Genomic DNA, 19,773 nt, shown 5'->3' with positions numbered 1-19,773 from the left:
CGCACATCCATGTCGGACTCGTGGAAGACATCATCCCTGGGCAGTCTCTCCCCTGAAGAGTCGCGGCTCGCCGAGGACGTCGCAGCGGTGGGGCGCATCGAGGCCGTCAAGACGGTGCTGCGGTTGCTCCTGAAGACGACGGGCCTGCGACTGGGCGTGGTGGCGCGGGTCACCGCCGAGTCGTGGACGTGCTGCGCCGTGCTGGACGAGGTGAACTTCGGGATAAAGCCCGGAGACACCCTGGCGGTCGCCACGACGTTCTGCAGCACCGTGCGCGGCATGATGGCGCCGCTGCTCGTCAACCATGCGAGCCAGGACCCGCGCTTCGCGACCCACCCGGCACCGAAGCTCTACGGCATCGAGAGCTACATCGCCGTGCCGGTGTACCGGCGGGACGGTTCCTTCTTCGGGGTGATGTGCGCGTTGGATCCGCGCCCGGCCGACCTCACGGAGGACAAGCTGGAGGTGTTCCGCCACCTCGGAGAGCTGATCGGCTACCAGCTCGAGCAGCTGGACGAGCTGGGCCGCCGGGATGCCCAGCTGTTCAGCGCCCAGGAGGCCGCGCAGCTTCGCGAGCAGCTCATCGGCATCGTCAGCCATGACCTGCGCAACCCCCTGAATGCCATCACCCTGTCCGCCGCGACGCTGCTGCGCCGCACGGACCTGGATGACCGGGCCCGCAGCGGGCTTGGCCGCATCCTGGAGTCAGCGAACCGGGCCAACCGGCTCATCCGGGACCTGCTCGACTTCACCCAGGCCCGGATGGGCAAGACGCTCCCCGTGAAGCCCCAGGCCATGGACCTCCAGGTGATTGCACAGCAGGTGGTGGCCGAGGTGTCGCTGGCCGCGCCCGAGCGCCGGTTCGAGGTGGAGGGCCCACACGACGTGTGGGGCTCGTGGGATTCAGACCGCATCTCGCAGGTCCTCACCAACCTGCTCACCAATGCCGTGCAGTACAGCCCTCCCGGGACGCCCATCCGGGTGAAGACGGAGGCGGAGGAGCGCGGGGTCGTCCTCTCCGTCTCCAACGAGGGGCCGCCCATCCCGGCGCAGGTCCTGCCCGGCCTGTTCGAGCCGATGACCCGCGGCACCGACGGGGGCGGTGAGCGCCGCAGCATCGGCCTGGGCCTCTTCATCGTGGACCAGATTGTCCGGGCCCACGGCGGCAGCGTCGAGGTGGTGTCCACGCACGACGCGGGCACCACCTTCCGCGTCCGCCTGCCTCGGGACGCTCAGCGGTAGGCACCGGGTCGAGCGCCGGCGTGCTGGGGGCCGAAAGTACGGACCGGCCCCCAGGACGCGTCAGGAGCGTTCTCTACTGCAGCTCCTCCTTGGTTACCTCCATGAGCTCCAGGTTCTCGCTCATCTTGTCGATCTTCTTCTGCATCTCACTGTCCTTGCGGGACAGCTCCAGGATGCGCGAGTCGACGAAGTTCATGCGCGCCTGATCCGGCGAGGACTGCATCCCCTCTTCCAGGTAGAGCGACAGCTCGTTCTGGAGGGCGGACTGCTGCTTCTGCAGTTCCTGGATGCCTTCCTTGTTGACGCGAATGTAGTACTCGCGCGGTGGTGACCCGCTGAACAGCGGGTTGGCGCCGATGTAGCAACCGCCGATGAACTTCACCACGTTGATGGCGGACCCCACCGAGCTGATGACGTTCAACACGGACTTCATCTCCTGCCGGCGCGAGTTGGAGGCTTCGAAATACTGGTCCTCCGCATTGGAAATGTCCTCCTTCGCGTTTGCGACGACCGCGGGCGTGCCCACGCTCACCGCCGCACCGGCAGCCTGGTTGGATGGGACGTCCTTGCCCTCGGTGCCGGTGGGGTCCACGAGGTCCAGCGGGCGATTGCGCACATAGCCGTAGAGGTTGCACTCCACCGGGCTCTCACGGCACTTCTCCAGGTCCTGGAGGAACAGCGGGTCTGGCGTGGTGAAGCGGCTGATGCGGGGGTCGTAGTCGCGCGCTCCCATGCGGACGAAGCCGAGGTCGGCGTCGTACCCCTTCTCCACGTAGTCCAGCGCTGCCGCGCCCGCCGTGTGGGTGGTGCGGTCTCCGAAGGGCGAGGCCAGCCGCTCCGTCCCATCCAGGTCCGCCATCACCGTGCCGCGGCGGTCCGTGGACAGCAGCTGGAAGACGCCATTGCGGAGCGAGCCCACCACCTGGCCTTCCACGCGCACCGGCAGGGTGAGGCCCGAGGCGTCCAGGTAGCCGCCGCCCTCGAGGTAGCCAGCCAGCGGCACGCCCCCCGCTCCGAGCTTGAGGATGCGCTCACCGTCCTCGTCGTAGAGGAAGCTCCAGGTTCCCGCCCCGTGCTGAGCGGTGGCCACCTGGCCGTCGGGGCCGTAGGTGAGGGTGAGGCCATCCCGGCTCACCGTGCGGCCCAGCCCGTCGAACGTGTACGTCACGCCGCCGGCCACGAGCGTGTTGCTCCCCGTGGCGAGCGTGCGCATGCCCGCGCCATCCGTGATGTGGGTGGGCAGGCCCATGGCGTCGAAGCCGTAGGCGTACGCGTGCTGCGCGTCCTGTGCGCTGCTGAGGAAGCCCTGCTCGGAGTAGCTGTACTGGCGCGTCAGCTGCGTGCCGCCAAACCCCATCACCTCGCTGCCGGTGAGGCCGCGCGTGTTCAGCTTCCACCCCACGGACGACGTCCATGTCGGCGCCGTCTGCGCCAGGCTCGTGCGCTTGCGGGTGAGCAAATCGTAGCCGAGCTCCACGAAGGTGCCGCCGCCGAAGTCCACCTTCGTCAGCTGTCCGAGCCCGTTGTACAGCACGGTGGCCCAGGGCTGTCCGTCGAGGCTCAGGCTGTTCATCCGGCCATGGGCGTCCCAGGAGGTCCCGAGCGCGGTGGTGGTGAGCACGCTGCCGCCGCCGTCCTTCACCTGCGTCACCTCCAGCTTCACGTCGCCGCCCTCCGCATGGGTGAGGGTGGTCTCCACGCTGCGCCAGCCGGTGAAGCCCAGCGTCGTCCGGGCCAGGCTGCCGTCCGGGCGGTACTCGAACTTCTTCGCGTACCCGTCACCGGCGGCGGCCGTGAGCAGCCCCGGCCAGCTCGTGTTCGTGGGCTGAGCGGGTGAGGCACCGTCGTAGTAGAGCTGGTACGTCTTCACCCCGCCACCCGCCTGCGTGTGGGTGATGACGGTGCGGCGGCCCACCGCGTCGTAGAGGTAGCCCTCGCCGCGCACCAGCGTGTTGGCGGGCGTGCGGAAGCGCTTCGCCGAGGTGAGCCACGTGCCGGGCGCGTACTCGTAGTCCACGCTCGCCACGCCGTCGCGCTCCACGCGCCCGACACGGCCGTAGCCGTCATACGTCAGCCGGTGGCCCTGGCCACCCGGCAGCGTCACGACTCGCAGCCGGCCCAGGGCGTCGTAGCCGTAGGTGTAGGCCGCGCCGAGCGCGTCCTCGTACCGCGCCAGCCGGCGCCCCGCATCCAGGAACTGGCGGTGCTCCAGCGTCCCGTTCTCCACCGTCTGCACGCGCAGGCGTCCGGCGTCGAGCACCCACGAGGTCGCCAGCGTCTGCTCGACGTCCGCGTGGTGGCGCAGCGCCTTCTCCACCTCGTAGCCGAAGACGGCGGTGCGCTCGCTCGCCGTCTGCTCGATGCCGCTCAGGAGCGTTGCGTAGTCGAGCGTCGCCATGTCGGTGTTGGCCGGCAGGTTCTGGCGCACGTAGTGCGTCGTCTCGCGCTGCTGGCGGTCGTGCGCCGTCAGCCCGTCCACCACCCAGCCCTCGGGGATGAGGCGGGGCTTCGCCACGTCCTCGCCCGCGGCGGTGGAGAGGTCCTGCGTGAAGCGCCGGGCGTTGAGGCCCGCGTCCACCAGCGCCGTGGCCGCGATGCCTCCGGGCCGCGTGGCCGTGGCGAACCGGTAGGCCAGCTGCTCGTTCGGGTTTGCCTCGCTCGCGCCGCCGAGCGCGTCCCACCGCTTCACCAGGCGCTCCAGGGCGTCGTAGCGGAAGCGCTCCGTGTGGGCATTCACCCCGCGCCGCGTCGTCAGGGTGAGCAGCCCGTCGTGCAGGGGGGCGCGCTCGGTGACCTCCGCCACCACTCCGTCCGGCTGGGTGATGCGCGACAGCAGCATCCGGCGGTCGTAGTCGAACGTCGTCGTTCCCTGGCCCGGCACGCTCACCGTCTTCACGGTGAAGTCCGGCCAGTACGTCACCGTCTGTAGCGGGAGGGCGCCTTGTGGCCCCAGCGCCTCCACCTTCTCCACCAGCCCCACCGCGTTGCGGGTGATGACGCCCGGGTACGAGAAGTCGAGCGAGGGTTGCTGCGGGTGGCTCCCCGAGTAGCTCACCGTGGAAGGCAGGCAGTGCAGGTGCTTCACCAGGCCCGCGAGGTTTGCTCGCATGGAGATGCTGGTGAGGGTGCCCCACGGCGTGGCGCGGACCGTCTGCTGCGGGCACACGCCATCATGGACGAGCGTCTGCGTCGTCTCGGTCAACGTCACCGCCGGGTTGCCCGCGTCCTGGAACCCCGTCGCCTCCTGGTTCACCCGCTTGTAGGGAACGCCCTGGTGCGTGGCGTCCTCGTACTGGCGGGACGTCACCTCCTTGACCAGGGGCGTGCGCGCGTCCGTCCGCGTGCTGGACAGCTGCAGGCCCGCGAAGGTGTCCCCGTTGAGGAAGTTGATGGCGTGGCCCTCCTGCGGCGCCGTGCGCACCACGCTGTCGAAGCCGAGCAGGTAGCCGCCCTGCGAGTGGTAGTTCGCGCCGAAGTACTGGTACGTGTAGGTGACGGGGTCGTACCCGGACGATGCCGACGTCAGCGACGCCAGCACCGGCTGACGGAAGCGCGCGCCGGGGGCCGCCGGCAGGCGGGTGTACGTGAAGCCCAGCACGGTGCCCTTGCCGTCGTCCGCGGACTGGAGCAGGCCCGTCTCCGGCCCGTCCAGCGAGGTGCTGTAGGCGTCCAGGCCCTGCGTCACGGTGAGGCTGGTGTTGCCGCTGCCCGCGAAGTCACCCTGCGTGAGCGCGCTCGTCGTCCCGTTGAAGAAGCTCAGCGCCGGGACGCTGACCTCGCGGAAGGCGGTGCCGTCGTTGACGAAGAGGAGCGCGAGCCCCGTCTTCGACAACAGGACGTCGGAGAGGCCGTCGCGGTTCACGTCCACGAACATCACGGAATAGGTGCCCAGCTGCGCCAGGCTCGTCCCGTTCTTCGTCAGCACCTGGAACAGGCTGCCGGACGTCGAGTCGAAGCTGAACCCGCCGGTGCCCGGCCACACGTGCAGGCCGTTGGTGAGCCGCGCGACGATGTCCGGGATGCTGTCGCCGTTCATGTCGTGCACCCACGTCGCGCTCGCCGACACGCTGGGGCTGAGGGTGCCGGTGATGGCGGGACCGAAGCTGATGCCCGGCGGCGCGCCGCTGGTATTGGGCCGCACCTGGAAGCCGCCGGGGACGACGCGGATGAGGTCCGGCTGCTGGTCGTTGTCCAGGTCCACGAAGCGGGTGTGGGGCCCCAGCTGCCAGGCGCCGGAGAGGGACTGCTGCGCGAGGAGCGTGCCCGCGCGGTCACAGACCTTGAACTCGGTCGCCGAACCGCCCGGGTTGTTGATGGCCACCACCTGGGGCACCGGCTGGTTGGGGCGCAGCCGCGTGAGCAGGCGCGGCCCGTTGCTCGTGCTCGCCGAGGGACGGCACACGCTCTGCGTGCCCGCGTTGGGGGGCGGGAGCGGCTCGGCCCGGAAGCCGTGGTCCTCCTGCACGTAGAGCGTCTGGGCCTGGGCGTGCTCGAAGTCGAGCCGGCCGTCCTCGTCATTGTCCACGAGCGCGGCGCGCCAGGGCTGGATGGCGTCCTGGCCCGCGGCCACGAGCGTCGCGTCCAGCTTCGTCACGCGGGCGAAGAAGGCGCCGGCGAGCGCGTCCGTGGACTTGTAGTACGTGTAGCGGGACGGCGGCGCCGCCGTCGCGTTCCGCCCCAGGCCGTACGTCGGGGTCAGCTGGGTGAGGTAGAAGGCCACGCCCTGCGCGGGCTCCTCGTAGGTGAGCTGGTACTGCCAGCGCGGCTCGAAGAGGCCCAGCGACGCGTGCCTCGCCTTCACCTCCACCGTGGACACGCGCCGGTCCAGGCGCAGCTTCTGACCCGAGCGGAAGTCGTCGACGGGCTTCGTCAGCGGCGCGTAGCCCAGGTCCACCTGGTACTGGAAGTCGGTGCCGGTGCCGCCGTACTGCACCGTCTTCAGGAAGAGCCGCCTGGTCGCATTGGCCTCGTAGGTGAAGCGCGTCCTGCGGCCGGTGGCGCTCACCACCTCACGCAGGTGCCACGCGTAGGTGCCCTTCGGCGTGTTCACCTGCGCCGAGCCCGCCGCGCCGCCCGCGCCATCACCGAAGCTCCAGACGCTGCCGTCGGGCAGGTAGGCGGTGAGGCCGGTGGCGGACGCCTCCACCCGCACCGCGGGGTTCATGTCGGACGGGTACCAGGCCCCGTCGCTGCCCTGGATGAGCCGGCCCCAGGGGCTGGAGCGCTCGTCCGTCGTGTAGTCGAGGTCGCCGCGCACGCGCCAGCGGCGGATCTCCAGCCGCGTCTGCCAGCCATGGCCCCACTCCGACAGGCCCGCGTCCGACGAGTAGGTGGGAAACGGCGTGGCGAGCAGCTCGCCGCGCTCGGTGGGGAAGGTGAAGGCGGAGGCGAGTGCGAAGCCGCCGCGCGCCACGTCCGCCGCGCCGAAGGCCGTCTGGGCATAGGTGCCGATGAGCGAGCCGCGCTGTGGGGCGCCGAGCTTGGGGGGTTGTATCGTCGCGTCCGTGAAGCCGGCGGGCTGTGCGAGCGCGAGGGGGGAGATGAGCAGGGCGGTGCCACCTAGCAGCCGCCGTACGAGGGATTGCAGTGTCATGGGGTCCGGATGTCGTTCGAATGGTGCGGGGTGAGGGCTACTGGCAGACCGCGGCGCCCATGGCCGGGCCAGCGACTTCGAGCGCGTCTACCTTCAGGGTGACGACCAGCGCGGAGGCATCGGTGAACATGGCGGGGTCCACGTTGCCCAGGCCGAGGGTGAAGGTGCCGAAGGGCGACAGGCCATTGCCCGCCACGGTGGCGAACGGATGCTGGATGTCCTGGGCGAAGGTGGTCAGCACGTCGATGTCGTTGCCGAAGAGCAGGTGCGGGGCTCCGACGAGGAAGTCGGGGTTGAGCATCGCGTAGTGCTTGAAGCTGCCGGCGGCGGGGTAGGCGAGCACGTCCTCCCACCGCACCGGCACCGTCAGCCCCGCCTGCGAGTCCGCCGCGTTGGTGCTGCTGAAGGGCCTGACCACCTGGACGCCCAGGTTCTTGATGACGGGCATGTGGTGGTTGCAGAGCAGCATGCCCCCCTGGCCTCCCGCGCTGTAGAGGTCGTCCGGCGTGAGGGTGATCATCACTTCGCCCGAGCCCGTGGAGATGCTGTTCCACACGGCCTCGGAGCGCTCCAGGTCCGCGCTGCTCCAGCGGGTGCCCAGGTAGAACGAGGGGTTGGGGAAGGCGAAGGCCAGCGCGAACTCCTTGGGCGCCTTGTCGTTGACGCGCGCGGTGGCAAGCTCGGTCTCGATGGTGCCCACGGCCGTGAGCGCCTTGGCGCAGAGCACCGCGAAGTCGTCGGACCAGTCCGCCTGGACCAGCGCGTCCATGCTCGCGTGCGTCTTGAGCGGCGCGAGCGCGCTGGGGTGGCGCAGGTCCATCGTCGGGTAGAGGTACTCGGTGACCAGGCTCGTCAGTGCGCGCGACTTCTCGCGCAGCTCCACGCCATCCAGGTTGCGCAGCCGCCACAGGGGCAGCAGCCGCAGCAGCCGCGCCTTCTCGGCGCCCGCCGTCAGGTCGTCCCCCAGGGTCTGCAGCTCGAGCAGCTGCAGCTCGAGGGCGCGCTCCACGGTGCGCAGCTGCACCAGTCGCTCCAGCCTCGCGAGCTCCTTGCTGACGAAGGTGGTGAAGAGCGAGCCGAACACCTCCGGCATCTGGCTGGTGGAACAGCCGGGGCACTCGGCCCCGTACTCCAGGAGCAGCCGGCTCTGCGCGTTGCTCCTGAGCGCCTCCAGCTCGGAGCCCGTCACGCGTCCCTGGTTGACGAAGGCGGGCGTCGCCGCGCGCAGCTCGGTCATCACCGTGGCCATGGCGTTGCCCAGCGCCCTGGCGGCCTCGCCCGTGGGCATCAGCCGCATCACCGTCAGCGTGAGCCGGTGCGAGGTGTCGTCGCCACAGGAGCCCTGGTCGTTGACCACCAGGTAGTAGTCGGCGTCCTGCTTCACCACGATGGACGTGCGCGCCTGCAGCACCTGCACGTCGAGGACGCCCGACCGGTCGGAGGTGCCCGGGCTCATCGCGACCAGGAGCAGGCTGCCGACGGGGGCATTGGGGAAGGGGGTGTTCGGCAGGCGCAGGCCGATGGCGAAGCTCGCCGAGGTCCGCGCCTCGGTGCCAGCCTGCGAGTTGATCGCCTCGTCGATGCCCGTCGAGCCATTGACACAGGCCTCCGCGAATGCGTACGCCTTGGTCCCGTTGCCAAAGAACGAGACGCCGGTCTCCACCTTGACGCCGGCGCAGGCCCGTACCTCGGTCGAGGCCTTGGCGAAGGTGCTCGCGCTGGCGTTCTCCGCCGTGAAGCTCCCGTTGCTGAAGACCGCCGTGTAGCCTCCGGGGCCCGTCAGGGCCGCCGTGCCGCCCACCCCGATGGTCACCGGGGCACCGCTCGCCGGGTCCAGCAGCCGCGCTCCCGAGATGGCGCAGCTGGGCGCGTACTCGCCCGAGACCTCGAAGTTCAGCAGCTCCCCCCTCAGCGCCGGAATGCCGAAGGCAGGCGGTCCTCCCACGCCACCGGACGGCTGGCGTACCGCGAGCGTGAAGATGTCGAACGCCCCCCCTGTCACGCCGTGCGCCTCGGCGGCGCTGATGTTGAGCGTCTGCAGCGGCCCGCGCTGGATGTCCGTGCCCAGGTTCGGAGACTCGTTCTCCAGCGCGGTATTGAAAGCCGCCGCGAACTCGCTGAACTGCGCCTCCTGGCTCAGCAGGTTGTCCTGGAGTCCGACGAGGTCCGCGGCGAGCGCGTAGAACTCATTCAGCTTGCGGGCGAGCGTGGTGCGCACCGTCTTCTGGTTCGCGGCGTTCCCCACCTCGTTCAGCACCTCGCTGATGAGCGCGGCGCGGTTCTGGGTATAGGTGTCCACCGCCGTCGTGAGCGCGCTCTTGCGCGTGGTCACCACGTCGTTGATGAAGTTGGCCTTGTAGTCCTCGATGCCCGTCTTCAACGTGTCACGCGCGGTGCTGACGAAGAACCCGGACTTGGCGTAGCTGTCCGCGTAGGCGTCTGCCTTCTCGACCATCCGGGCCCAGCCGGCCATGGGCGCGGGCAGGCCGTTGGCGCCGCCCTTGAGCAGGTCCGGCGTGTACGAAGGCGCGCCCGTGGCGGCCACCACCGCCTGGGTGAAGGTGGCGTGATTGGCGTGCAGCAGGTTGAACACCCCCACCCATTGCGCGTGGTGGTCGTAGCTCGACGTGTTCAGCCGGTTGGCGTCCGTCACCGCCGCCTGCAGCTTCGCCGTGTCGGGCACGGCGCCGAAGAGCGCCCACAGCTCGGCCATCTCGGTGTCCACGGCGGGGCCGCAGCCCTTGAAGCGGCAGCCCAGGTCGTGCAGGTAGCTGAAGTCCTCCATGCGCTCGAAGAGGCCGTGGAAGCCGTCGCCCAGGAGCATCAGCAGCGGCGGGCCGCTCATCGCCGGGGTGCCGGTCAGGACCGCGGTGAGCACCGTCTGGTCCACCAGCAGCCCCGCGTTGAGGGGCTTGGCGTGCACCGGCGGCCCGGTCACGTTCAACAGCGTGTTCTCGTAGGCGGCCTTCCAGAAGACACCGAACGTCTCGCTCAGCTGCCGCATCAACACGGGGCTGTCGGGCTCCGCCGGGAACAGCTGCGCCTGCTGCACCGCGTGCCAGTTGCTGATGCTCGCCAGGTGGATGCGCACGTCGGACGGCTCCGGCACCTTCCGCTGGAGCATGTCACCGGGCACGTCCTGGCGGCGCATGTCGGAGAGCGTGCGCTCGTACAGCTTCAGCCACATGCCATGATAGTTGTCCCGGTAGGCGTCGCCCTGGCAGACGCCCGCGGGCACCGCCGCCACCTGCGACGCCAGGCCCACGCAGAAGGGAAGCTGGGCGCGGGCCGAGGCTCCCGGCACGTGGGCCCCCGACAGGCGTGTGCAGGCGTCCAGCGCCGCGTTGAGCGCCGTCAGGTTCATGCCGCACCTGCCGAGGGAGGGCGGGAGGTAGCCGGAGCTGCAGGAGGTGTTCGCCAGCGGGTCTGACTGGTACAAGCCGCGGCTGAACTGCTCCTGGGCAGGCGTCATGTGGTGCGCGTGCAGCTCGAAGAGGAGCTTCAGCCGGGCGACGACTTCGGAGCGCAGCTGCGCGCCTCCAGCCCCCGCGGGGAGCCCCGCGGCCAGGCTCTGCACCAGGCAGTCGTACTTGGCGGTGACCTGCGCGGCATCACTCTGGGCGGTGAGCGTCAGATGGTCGCAGGTCCGGCAGAACGGCGGCTGGACGTAGAGCGGGGTCGCCTCGGAGTTCTTCGGGGCCATGGCCCCCCAGACGGTGCCCGCCGTCTGCCTCACGCCGCTCAGCATGGTGCCGGCCGGAGCGAACAGGACGCTCGCGTTACAGGCGGAGGGGACGTCGTCTCCGAAGCTGTTGTTCCGGCACGTCGGGTAGATGGGGTTCGAAAGGTCGTCGCAGGTGCTGGTGCCCGTGGCGGCCCCGCACGCGGTGTCCTCCTTCGCATTGTAGGTGGGCCAGTTGCTCAGCGTGTACGTGCAGGCGCCGGACGACGTGCTGGACTCGGTGGCCCCGCTGGCGGAGAGGATGGTGACCAGGTTGCGGTCCGCCAGGGGAAGGCTGTTCCTCTTCGCCTGGGCCGCGGCGACGCACTGCGACTGGCAGTTGTAGTAGGTGACCGTCGTGCAGAGCTCGATGTCGGGCGTCGTCGGCTTCGGGCGACATTCCTTCACCGTGAAGGAGCTGCAGGAGGAGACAGTCTGGGTGAAGGTCTTGGTCGCCCGGCCCTCGACCCCGAACTGGGGGAGTCGGCATACCGGGTAGTGGATGCACGTCTTCTGCTGGTACCCGGTGCGGGCGCCACAGGCGCTCGTGCTCCCCGACTTGTTGCAGTCGAGCCCGTACTGCCACGGCACCGCGCAGACGTTGGACGGATTCCCGGCGGACTCCCACGCCAGCCGTGTCTCGTCACACGCGCCGGAGGCCTGCTCGCTCGTGGCGAGTGCCTCCAGGTCCGGCACCTCGTCCTCGAGAGGTCCTCCGCATGCCACCAGCAGGCACACCACACCGAGCCACCACGGATTGAAGCGACGCAAGGGAAGCACTCCATTCATGGAGCTCGCGCGCAAGCGCACGGGCTCCCGGCGCCCCCGAGGGCGCCTGCAGACTGAGACTGAGAAGAACGCCACGGAGCGCGCCCGGGCGAGGTGTGTGCCCGGGCGCTCCAGCGGCGGAGTGGGAAATGTCTGCTGAATGAACGAAGTCGCTTCGGGATATTCCTGGAGGTGCCGGAATTAAAGCTCCGACGAGCCCGCCCAAGAGGTCCCGCGCGTGTCGTGCGGACGGCGGTCTACACGGCCACGGTCGTCTTCTGCTCCCGTGCCGCTTCCACGGGCGCCAGACTCGGCTCCTTCGACCCGAGGTGGGAAGTGGCCGGCCCCGTCGCGCCGACCTGGTGCCGGGCCGCGAGGTCGCTCGCCCCGGCGAGCACCGCCATCCGGCTCCGGGCGTGCAGCACGCCCACCAGGGCGGGGACGACCGCGGCGCCCACCAGGGGCAGCGGCCCCACGCCGCCTACGTGCGGACCTCCATGCCCAGCGCCTCGTCCGCGAAGCGGGCCATGTGGCCGAGCAGCTTCTGGGTCCCTTCCAGCAGGTCCGCGCCGGCCAGGTTCATCATCGACTCCAGCTTTTCGTTGCAGCGCAGGTCCAGACAGAGATTCACGCCCACCCTGCGCTTCGCATCCACATCCGTGGTGAGCAGGCCAATCTGGTCCGCCGTGCCGTGGGCATGGCACCACTCGCACACCCGCGACGCCAGGGCCTTGTCACCCTGCTGGTCCCGGCGGAAGGCGATGCCCATGGGACGGGTACTGCCCGGCGGCGAGAACAGCAGGAAGATGCGGACGCCGTACGGGTCTACCCACGCCAGGTAGTCGCGGACGAAGAGGGGAAGCTTCGTCCCCTTGGGCAGCTCCACGTGCTTGCGGTCTCGCGAACGGAATGCGTTCAGCAGCTCTTTCTCTGTCTCGATTCGGAACATGGGACTGTGACGACGTCATGACGGTTCGTGGGATGCTCTTCACAATTCCAGACGGGCTTGAATCCATCAAGGAAAGCCCGACGGAAGTCGTTCTCTCTGCGATTGCCTCGGGGTTGAATGGTGCCCCCGCAACCCGAGGAGCCCCACTTGAAATCCCTCAACCCTGGACGCATCGCGCTGCTCACCCTGACCTTGCTGTTCGCCGCCGCGGGCACCGCGCGCGCGGAGGACCCGAACGTGCGGCTCGCCTACGCGAAGCTGAAGAAGACGTGTGGCTCGGCGGCCTGCAACCAGCTGGTGGGCGTGGTGGAGGTGAGGAGCCTCGACTACGCCAAGCAGGTGACGCTCGTCTACACCACCGACGGCTCGCAGTGGAGCGAGACGGCGGCCGGCTACTTCGGGGCCGCGCCCAGTGGCTATGAGAGCTGGTCCTTCACCCAGGACGTGCCCGCCGGCGCGGAGGCGCGGTTCGCCTTGCGCTACACCGTGGCGGGACAGACCTTCTGGGACAACAACGGCGGTGGCGACTACCGCGTCGGAGGCGCCAGCGCGCCGGAGTTCCTCCTCGGGAGCAGGGCGGTGAAGCTGGACACCGCCGTCCTCGGGCCCAGCCGCTCGGGCTTCTTCGTCACCGGCTACCTGGTGCTGAAGAACCTCGCCTACGCGAAGAACGTGGTGACGCTGTCCTCCTCGGACAACTGGGCCACCGTGCAGGAGTTCAGCGCGGTCTACCGGGAGGCGGTGCCCGGCTCTGGCGGCAGCCAGGAGCGCTGGCTCTTCAGCATCCCCGTCTACCCCCAGGGAAGCCCGACGGTGCCCACGGTGCGCTTCGCCATCCGCTACACGGTCGACGGCGTGACGTACTGGGACAACAACTTGGGGTGGCAATACTCACTGTCCTATCCGAACGGCAACACGATTCCCTAGCATCCAGGTGGGCCAGTCATGTCACCGCCGCTGAGCATCCGTGAAGCAGACCCGCGAGACTGGCCCCGCATCTACCCCTTCTTCTCCTCCATCGTCGCGGCGGGGGAGACGTATGCCTTTCCGGAGGGCCTCTCGCTGGAGGAGGCCCTCCCGTGGTGGATGGAGCGCCCGCCCGGACTGACGGTGGTCGCCGTGGACGCCGACGGCACGATGCTCGGCTCCGCGAAGATGGGCCCGAACCGGCCCGGCCGGGGCTCTCACGTGGCCACGGCGAGCTTCCTGGTCGACCCGGCCCACCAGGGGCGCGGGGTGGGACGGAAGCTGGGCGAGTACATGGTCGGCTGGGCGCGGCGGGAGGGCTACCACGGCATCCAGTTCAACGCCGTCGTGGAGACCAACACGGTGGCGGTGCGGCTGTGGCAGTCGCTCGGCTTCCACATCATTGGAACCGTGCCCGAAGCCTTCGACCACCCGAAGCACGGCCGGGTCGGGCTGCATGTCATGTTCCAGCGCCTCTGAGCTTCAGAACCGCCCGACGAGCCCGCCCATGACGCCGCCGCCCGGCGAGGCGCTGACGGCGGGCATCAACCTGACGCGGCCTTCCGTCAGTGAGAAGCCCGTGTCGGGCTGGGCGAAGCGCCCCAGCTCGTAGCCCGCCACGGCACCGATGGCCGGCAGGGAGAACAGGGCAATCGCGCCCGCCGCCTCGTCGGGACCGTTGGAGCCCACGATGAGCAGCCCCGCGCACGTGCCCAGGGCGCCGCCGATGAAGGACCCCAGGAGGCTGCCCTCTCCCTTCATCCAGGTGCCGGTGGCGTACGTGGCGCTCGTGGCGCCCAGGGACATCCCGGCCAGGGCGAGGACGCCCGTGCTGCTGCAGTCACCTTCGAGGATGGCGCAGTCGGAGGTCGCGATGCCCAGGAAGGCCCCCAGCAACCCGCCCACCACCATGCCCGCGCCGCCCGCCAGCGTCTCCAGCACGATGCGCGGCAGGGTGGGCATCCCTCCGCCTTTCTCCTCCCGGGTGGGAGTGGGCTTCGGCGGGGCGAGGGGCTCCGGCTCCACGTGCTCCGGCGCGGGGACGAGCGGCGGCGCCACCAGCGTCTCATCGGTGGGCGTGGGGGCCGGGGTGTCCTGGGTGAGCCCCGGACGGGGCAGGAGCGCACACACGAGGAGGAGGGCGAGGAGGCGGGACATGGCGGAAAAAAGTACCTCGAAATCGCGCCCGGGGAAGGGACGCGTCCAGAGACAGCGAGTGCCTTGACGGCGCGGCGCTCGCCCCCCATCCTGCCGCGCCCCATGCCTGTCCTTCGTGGTGCCGTCACCTTCTCGCGCTTCCGGGTCGAACCGGCGAAGGAAGCGCCCTCCGATATCAAGCGCTGGCTGTCGCGCGGCCTCAAGGCGCACGCGTTCGAGCCCATCGACCGGAAGTCCGAGGAAGAGCGCGCCGCCGGCTTCGTGGAGCTGGAGAACGCGGACGCCAGCGAGTTCTCCGCCGGCCGCCTCTTCTATGGTGAGTACGCGCTGTTCGCCTTCCGCATCGACACCATCAAGGTGCCCGCCGCGCAGATGAAGGCGGAGCTGACCAAGTGGGCCGCCGCCTTCGAGAAGGAGAACGACCGTCCTCCCAGCCGCGGCGAGAAGACCCAGTTCAAGGGCGAAATCCGCCAGATGCTCCGCAACCGCGCCACGCCCCGCACCAACGTGCTGGACGTGAGCTGGAACCTGAAGACGCAGCAGATGCAGATCTGGGCCGCGTCGCGGAAGGTGGTGGACGAAATCATGGTGGCGCTGGAGAGCGCGCTGAGCGTGAAGTTCATCGGCATGACGCCGGCGGACCAGGCGCGCACCGAGGGCATCGACGAGGCCGCCCTGGGGCCCACCGCGGAGCTGATTGGCATGGACCTGCCGGCGTCGGCGGGCGAGGAGGTGTCCCATGGCAGGGCGTGAGCAGGCGCGGGCCGAAGCGGCCTTCATGCGCGGCGACGTGGGTGTGGACGGCGGCGCCACCGAGGAGAAGCAGGACGAGGCCGAAGCCGAGAAGGGCAAGGCCCGCGAAGCGCTGCTGCGCGGCCGGGCCTACCTGGGCCGCGAGTTCCTCACGTGGCTCCTGTGGCGCTCGGAGTCGGGCGACCCGCTGGTGGAGTACGAGAACGAGGGCGTCAAGGTCCTCTACATGGGCCGCGTGGTGCTGCGCGGCGTGGCGGGCGACGTGACGGAGCTGAGCGCCAAGGGCACGCTGGCGCCGTACTCCGAGCAGGTGAAGCACTCGCTGGACCGGGGGCTGCTGGTGTCCCAGGCGCGGCTGCGCTTCACCCACGGAGAGAAGGAGTACGAGGCCACGGTGGACTCCGAGTTCCTGGACGTCCGCGCGGCGAAGCTGCCGGCGCTGATGAGCGAGGAGGAGGATGACCAGCTCTCCGAGCGGCTCTTCCTCACCGAGCAGCTCGCGGCCATGGTGGACGCGCTGGTGAAGGACTTCCTCGCCGTGCGCGCGGGCCGGGCCTGGAGCAAGCAGGTGGTGCCCGCCATGAAGGAGTGGATGCGCGGCGACGAGAAGGGCGCGGACGCGCTCTCCAAGGCCGCCAGGGCCAAGGGCCGAGAGGCCCGCGCCGCCCGGGGCTGAAAGAGGTTGAACCGGACCGGGCGTGCCCTCGTGAGCGCGCCCGGCCCGTGAAGCAGGTGCCTCAGGCTACCGGGGGCTGCACACGGTGGCGCCTTCGTTCCAGATGGTGACGTTGCCCACCGGGTAGACGGAGCAGTACCCGCCGCAGCAGTCCTCGCTGGAGCGGCACTGCGAGCCCAGCGGCCGGCACGCGAAGAGGGACGGCGTGGTGAGCGCGGAGGTGATGGTCTGCAGGGGGATGCCCGGCCCGGACCACGCCAGCTGCGCGTGGGCGGTGCCGTAGCCCTCGAAGAACTCCATCACCAGGTCGTGCTTGCTGCCGGCCGTCATGGACACGTTGGCGGTGAGCGTCTGCCCGCCGGGCGCCTCGAGCCAGTTGTCCATCAGCATGTTCCCGTCCAGCCACAGGCGCACGCCGTCCTCGGTGCTGGTGCGCAGGGTGTACGTGCCCGTGGAGGGTGCGGTGAGCGTGGCGGACCAGCGCGCGGACCAGCGCTCCGCGGGCACGCCGGGCGCCGGGGCCGTGGTGCCCCAGAAGGTGGACACGTACTGCTCCTGGCGCGCCACCACGGGGGTGTAGAGGAACTCGGAGGCGAAGTACTCGGCCTTCACGCCGGGCTCGCCCTCGGGGACCGGGGGGGCGCAGACGGCGTCACCCTCGTTCCAGATGGTGACGTTGCCCACCGGGTAGACGTTGCAGTCGCCGGAGCGGCACTGGCTGTCATCCGTGCAGTGCGCGCCCAGGGGACGCGCCAGGGGGAGTGAGCGCGTCTCCAGGCTGGACGTGGGCACGTCCTGGAGCGGCTGGCTGGGGCTCTGCCACCGCAGCAGCAGCGAGGCCGCGGCCTCCGCGTCGAAGAACTCCACCACGACGCTGGCGGGGATGCCCTGCGCGAGCCGGATGCTGCCCGAGTGCTGCTCGACGCCGTGCTCGAACCAGTCGTCCACCAGGAGCCGGCCGTTGACCCACAGGCGCACGCCGCCGCTCGCCTGCGTGTAGAAGGTGTACGTCTGCGAGTACGCGGGGGTGACGTAGCCCTCGATGCGCGCGCCGAAGAAGTCCGCGGGGATGCCGGGCACCGGTGCGCCGGTGCCAGCGGAGAAGCTCACGTCGGGCAGGTAGCGCAGCACGGGCACGCCTCCCATGCGGATGTCGGGGAAGTAGCGGGCGATGACGCCCGGCTGGGGCGTGACGAACTGGGCGACCACCGCGTACTGCGCGTTGGTGCCCTGCGCGGGGGCGGCCATTCCGCCGCCCAGCACCAGCGTCCCGCCCGGCACGGACTTCACGTACACCTTCATGGGCGTGGAGGGGGTGGACGTGGTGGCGGACGGGTCGTTGGTGGCGAACGTCTCGTCGGTGAGCGACCAGGTGCCATCCGCCAGCCACGCCGGCAGCACGGTGTTGCGGCGGTCCATGGCCACGTAGACGGTGGCGGCGCTGTTCAGCCGCAGCCGCACCTGCTCCGTGCCGGTGTATTGCTTGTCGTCATTGGCCGCCTGGAGCAGCACGCCGCCCTGGAGGCGCGAGGACAGGCCGGTGATGGCGTGCTGCGCGCGGTCGACGTACAGCTTCGTGCCCACCTGCGCCGTGGCGAAGGTGTAGGGCTTGCCGGTGGCCACGGCTTCCAGCGTCACCAGGCCGTTGCTGGAGGTCTGCGCCTGGGCGCTCGTCTCGAGCTCGGCGCCAGCCGCGGGCTCCTGCGTGGGACCACAGGCGAGCAGCGCGGTGAGCGCGAGCGCGCCGGCCATGAGGCGCACAGCGGGGGTGTGTCGCATCGGAGGGACTCCTCTCTGAAGGGGAAGGCCCATCCTCGGGAAGGCGGAGGGAGGAGGGCCCCGGCAACTTGCGTCGGCGCTCCACGCGAGGGAAGAGACGTGAGGCGCCTTCACCGAGAAATGAAGCGCCTCTCGTCACAACTTTTCCGCTCCGCTGCAGCCAGGCTCCACGGTGTCGCTCCGGAGCGTGGGACCGGGTCGCTGAGGTCGCTCTTCGCGCCCCCAGGTGGGAGCCTCAGCGGAAGGCGCCTCGGCGGCGCACCCACGCGAGCGCGAGGCCCGGCACCATCACCATGCCCGCGAAGAGCACCAGGAAGGACTCCCAGCGCGCCGCCGTGGCGCCCAGCGCCGCGTACGTCGCGGACACTCCCAGGTTGGACAGGGCGCACACCATGAGGAAGGTCCGGCGCGGCATCCGTCCCGTGCCCGCGAAGACGACGGAGGTCTCCGCCAGCACCGGCACCGCCCGGAACACCAGCAGGAACCAGGGCCCCAGCCGCTCGGCGGCACGCGCCAGCCGCTCCACCTCCGCGTCGCCCGTCAGGCGCCGCAGCGCAACCGTCCCCGCGCGGGCGCCCAGGCCGTAGCCCACGACGCAGCCCACCATCATTCCCAGCCACGCGGTGACGAGGCCGCCCCAGAAGCCCAGCAGTCCTCCCGCCGCCGTGCCCACGAGGCTGGAGGGCACGGGCAGCAGCACGTCCCCCGCGAGCAGCCCGCCCAGCACCAGCGCCACCTGCCAGGGGGGAGGGCGCACGGAGAGGAACCGCTGCGCCACTGCCTCCAGCTCCGCGCCGAACAGGGCAAAGGGCACCAGCACGCCGGCCAGCAGCAGCGCGCTGAACGCCGCCCAGCCGACCCATACCCGGGGGCTCGCGGCGCGGGTGGGGGTCAGGCCTCCCGGCGCGGGCTCAAGCATCCGCGAGCGGCAGCCGCGCCGCCGCGGCCATCAGGGCCTGCTCCTGTTCGGCGGGCAGCTCGCCTTCCTTCATGAAGGCGATGCCCACCACCGCGCGCACCTGGCCGTCGCCGTCCAGCACGGGCAGCGCCACCGCGGCGCGGGCGTCCACTGCCTTCGCACCGGGCTTGATGCGGCCCGTGTCGTCTTCCTTCAGGTTGCAGGTCTGCACCGGCGCCTTGCGCACCTGGGCCAGCCCGGCCATGCCCTTGCCGTGGGGCACGTGCCGGACGGCGTTGAGTACGGGCGGCGGGATGTTGAGGGCCGCCACCAGCTCCAGGTCTTCACCGCGCTGCACGTGGATGGTTCCCGCGGCCGCGCCGTGCTCGGCCGCGAAGGACTCCAGCCACGCCTGATACGAGGGGGTGTTCGTGCTCATGGCGCACTCGACTGTGCGCCCCCGTCTCTCGGGGTGTCAACGCGCCGGTCCGCGACTATGCGGCAGTCGACGTTGCCCGCGGGGGCTCACGGCCCGCCGCGGATGCCGAAGATGGGCGCCCACCAGGGCTCCACGCCGCGCATGTCCACGCGGCCGGCGCCGGCGGTGAGCTCCACGAACTCGCCGCCTCCGATTTCGAACTGCCCCGCGAGCGCCACGCCCGCATACGTGGCCGACGCGGTCCGGTCCGAGATGATGAGCCGGTGCACGCCGATGAAGGGCACGACGCCGAACACCGCGTCGTCGCCGTGCAGCGCGAGCGAGGCGGACGCCTCCACGCCCAGCACGCTGCTGGGGCCTCCCACCGACGCGAAGCCGAAGTCGGTGGCGCCGCGCAGCACCACCGCGGGCGCGATGCTCACGTCACCGAGCTGGAAGAAGTGGGACATGCCCAGGGAGAGGCCATAGCCGGGCACCGGGACGGGGCAGGTGGCCTCGACCTCGTCGCAGCCCACCTCGCCCTGGAAGCCCACGTGGACGCCGGTGCCGCCGCCCACCGGGATGAGCAGGTCCGCGTCGTACGCCACGCTCCACTGGGGGGAGGAGAAGGGCGCGCGGTTGCCCTGGAACTCCTCAGGGGTCTGCAGGGGCACGGACAGCCGGGGACCGGTGCGAATGCCCGCGCGCTTCGTGACGTGGCCTGCGCCGCCGCGAGCCAGCCGCACGCCCATGGGGCTCATCGTGGTGGGCGCGCAGCCGGCCAGCCCCGTGAGCACGGCACCCAGCATCCATGGCGCGGCTCTCACGGCGGCCCCCTTTCCGACGCGGTCG

14 protein-coding genes are annotated in these 19,773 nt (G+C 70.5%); 5 read left to right on the top strand and 9 right to left on the bottom strand.

The genetic code is table 11. The features are described 5' to 3' along the window. The first annotated feature begins 9 nt into the window (after positions 1 to 9). A complete protein-coding gene (locus LXT23_RS26610; protein ID WP_253983096.1) occupies positions 10 to 1,242 on the top strand; it encodes a GAF domain-containing sensor histidine kinase in 1,233 nt (410 codons plus the stop codon). 73 nt (positions 1,243 to 1,315) lie between these two features. On the opposite strand, the gene LXT23_RS26605 is transcribed toward LXT23_RS26610, so the two are convergent. The 4 genes from LXT23_RS26605 to LXT23_RS26590 all read right to left on the bottom strand — a co-directional run bounded on the left by LXT23_RS26605 (position 1,316) and on the right by LXT23_RS26590 (position 12,273). Continuing rightward, positions 1,316 to 6,835: an RHS repeat domain-containing protein gene (locus tag LXT23_RS26605; RefSeq protein WP_253983095.1), complete on the bottom strand. Its 5,520-nt coding sequence runs from the start codon at positions 6,833 to 6,835 to the stop codon at positions 1,316 to 1,318. A 37-nt stretch (positions 6,836 to 6,872) separates the two neighbouring features. Then, positions 6,873 to 11,327 carry a hypothetical protein gene (locus tag LXT23_RS26600; RefSeq protein WP_253983094.1) on the bottom strand — a complete coding sequence of 1,485 codons (4,455 nt, stop codon included), beginning with the start codon at positions 11,325 to 11,327 and terminating at the stop codon, positions 6,873 to 6,875. Positions 11,328 to 11,581: 254 nt separating this feature from the next. After that, positions 11,582 to 11,800, bottom strand: coding sequence for a hypothetical protein (locus LXT23_RS26595; protein ID WP_253983093.1), 219 nt, complete (start codon positions 11,798 to 11,800; stop codon positions 11,582 to 11,584). A gap of 5 nt (positions 11,801 to 11,805) precedes the next feature. Further along, positions 11,806 to 12,273 carry an FBP domain-containing protein gene (locus tag LXT23_RS26590; protein WP_253983092.1) on the bottom strand — a complete coding sequence of 156 codons (468 nt, stop codon included), beginning with the start codon at positions 12,271 to 12,273 and terminating at the stop codon, positions 11,806 to 11,808. A gap of 147 nt (positions 12,274 to 12,420) precedes the next feature. Between LXT23_RS26590 and LXT23_RS26585 the strand changes: the two genes are divergently transcribed. Next, entirely contained in the window at positions 12,421 to 13,200 is a 780-nt protein-coding gene (locus LXT23_RS26585) for a carbohydrate-binding protein (RefSeq protein ID WP_253983091.1), read from the top strand. A gap of 18 nt (positions 13,201 to 13,218) precedes the next feature. Then, positions 13,219 to 13,719 (top strand): GNAT family N-acetyltransferase, encoded by a 501-nt coding sequence (locus LXT23_RS26580; RefSeq protein WP_253983090.1) that lies wholly within the window; start codon positions 13,219 to 13,221, stop codon positions 13,717 to 13,719. 3 nt (positions 13,720 to 13,722) lie between these two features. Here the strand turns inward: LXT23_RS26580 and LXT23_RS26575 are convergent, their stop codons facing one another. Continuing rightward, positions 13,723 to 14,397 carry a hypothetical protein gene (locus tag LXT23_RS26575; RefSeq protein ID WP_253983089.1) on the bottom strand — a complete coding sequence of 225 codons (675 nt, stop codon included), beginning with the start codon at positions 14,395 to 14,397 and terminating at the stop codon, positions 13,723 to 13,725. Between the two features lie 102 nt (positions 14,398 to 14,499). Here LXT23_RS26575 and rdgC point away from each other — a divergent pair, with 102 nt between their 5' ends. Both rdgC and LXT23_RS26565 read left to right on the top strand, forming a co-directional pair. Beyond that, positions 14,500 to 15,150, top strand: a complete 651-nt coding sequence (gene rdgC, locus LXT23_RS26570) for a recombination-associated protein RdgC (protein ID WP_253983088.1) — start codon at positions 14,500 to 14,502, stop codon at positions 15,148 to 15,150. Further along, positions 15,137 to 15,826: a hypothetical protein gene (locus tag LXT23_RS26565; RefSeq protein WP_253983087.1), complete on the top strand. Its 690-nt coding sequence runs from the start codon at positions 15,137 to 15,139 to the stop codon at positions 15,824 to 15,826. Before rdgC ends, LXT23_RS26565 begins: the two co-directional genes overlap by 14 nt. 66 nt (positions 15,827 to 15,892) lie before the next feature. Here the strand turns inward: LXT23_RS26565 and LXT23_RS26560 are convergent, their stop codons facing one another. The 4 genes from LXT23_RS26560 to LXT23_RS26545 form a co-directional block, all read right to left on the bottom strand. Beyond that, the gene (locus tag LXT23_RS26560) at positions 15,893 to 17,605 is read right to left on the bottom strand and encodes a PA14 domain-containing protein (RefSeq protein ID WP_253983086.1); all 1,713 of its coding nucleotides are present in this window, start codon (positions 17,603 to 17,605) and stop codon (positions 15,893 to 15,895) included. 235 nt (positions 17,606 to 17,840) lie between these two features. Beyond that, positions 17,841 to 18,524 carry a VTT domain-containing protein gene (locus LXT23_RS26555; protein ID WP_253983085.1) on the bottom strand — a complete coding sequence of 228 codons (684 nt, stop codon included), beginning with the start codon at positions 18,522 to 18,524 and terminating at the stop codon, positions 17,841 to 17,843. Next, on the bottom strand, positions 18,517 to 18,942 hold the full coding sequence (locus LXT23_RS26550; RefSeq protein WP_253983084.1) for a GAF domain-containing protein: 426 nt from the start codon (positions 18,940 to 18,942) through the stop codon (positions 18,517 to 18,519). Before LXT23_RS26550 ends, LXT23_RS26555 begins: the two co-directional genes overlap by 8 nt. An 86-nt stretch (positions 18,943 to 19,028) precedes the next feature. Further along, the gene (locus LXT23_RS26545) at positions 19,029 to 19,748 is read right to left on the bottom strand and encodes a hypothetical protein (protein WP_253983083.1); all 720 of its coding nucleotides are present in this window, start codon (positions 19,746 to 19,748) and stop codon (positions 19,029 to 19,031) included. Positions 19,749 to 19,773: the final 25 nt, after the last annotated feature.

It is taken from the genome of Pyxidicoccus xibeiensis (assembly GCF_024198175.1).
Taxonomy (GTDB): domain Bacteria; phylum Myxococcota; class Myxococcia; order Myxococcales; family Myxococcaceae; genus Myxococcus; species Myxococcus xibeiensis.
This window is presented reverse-complemented; position numbering and strand designations above follow the sequence as displayed.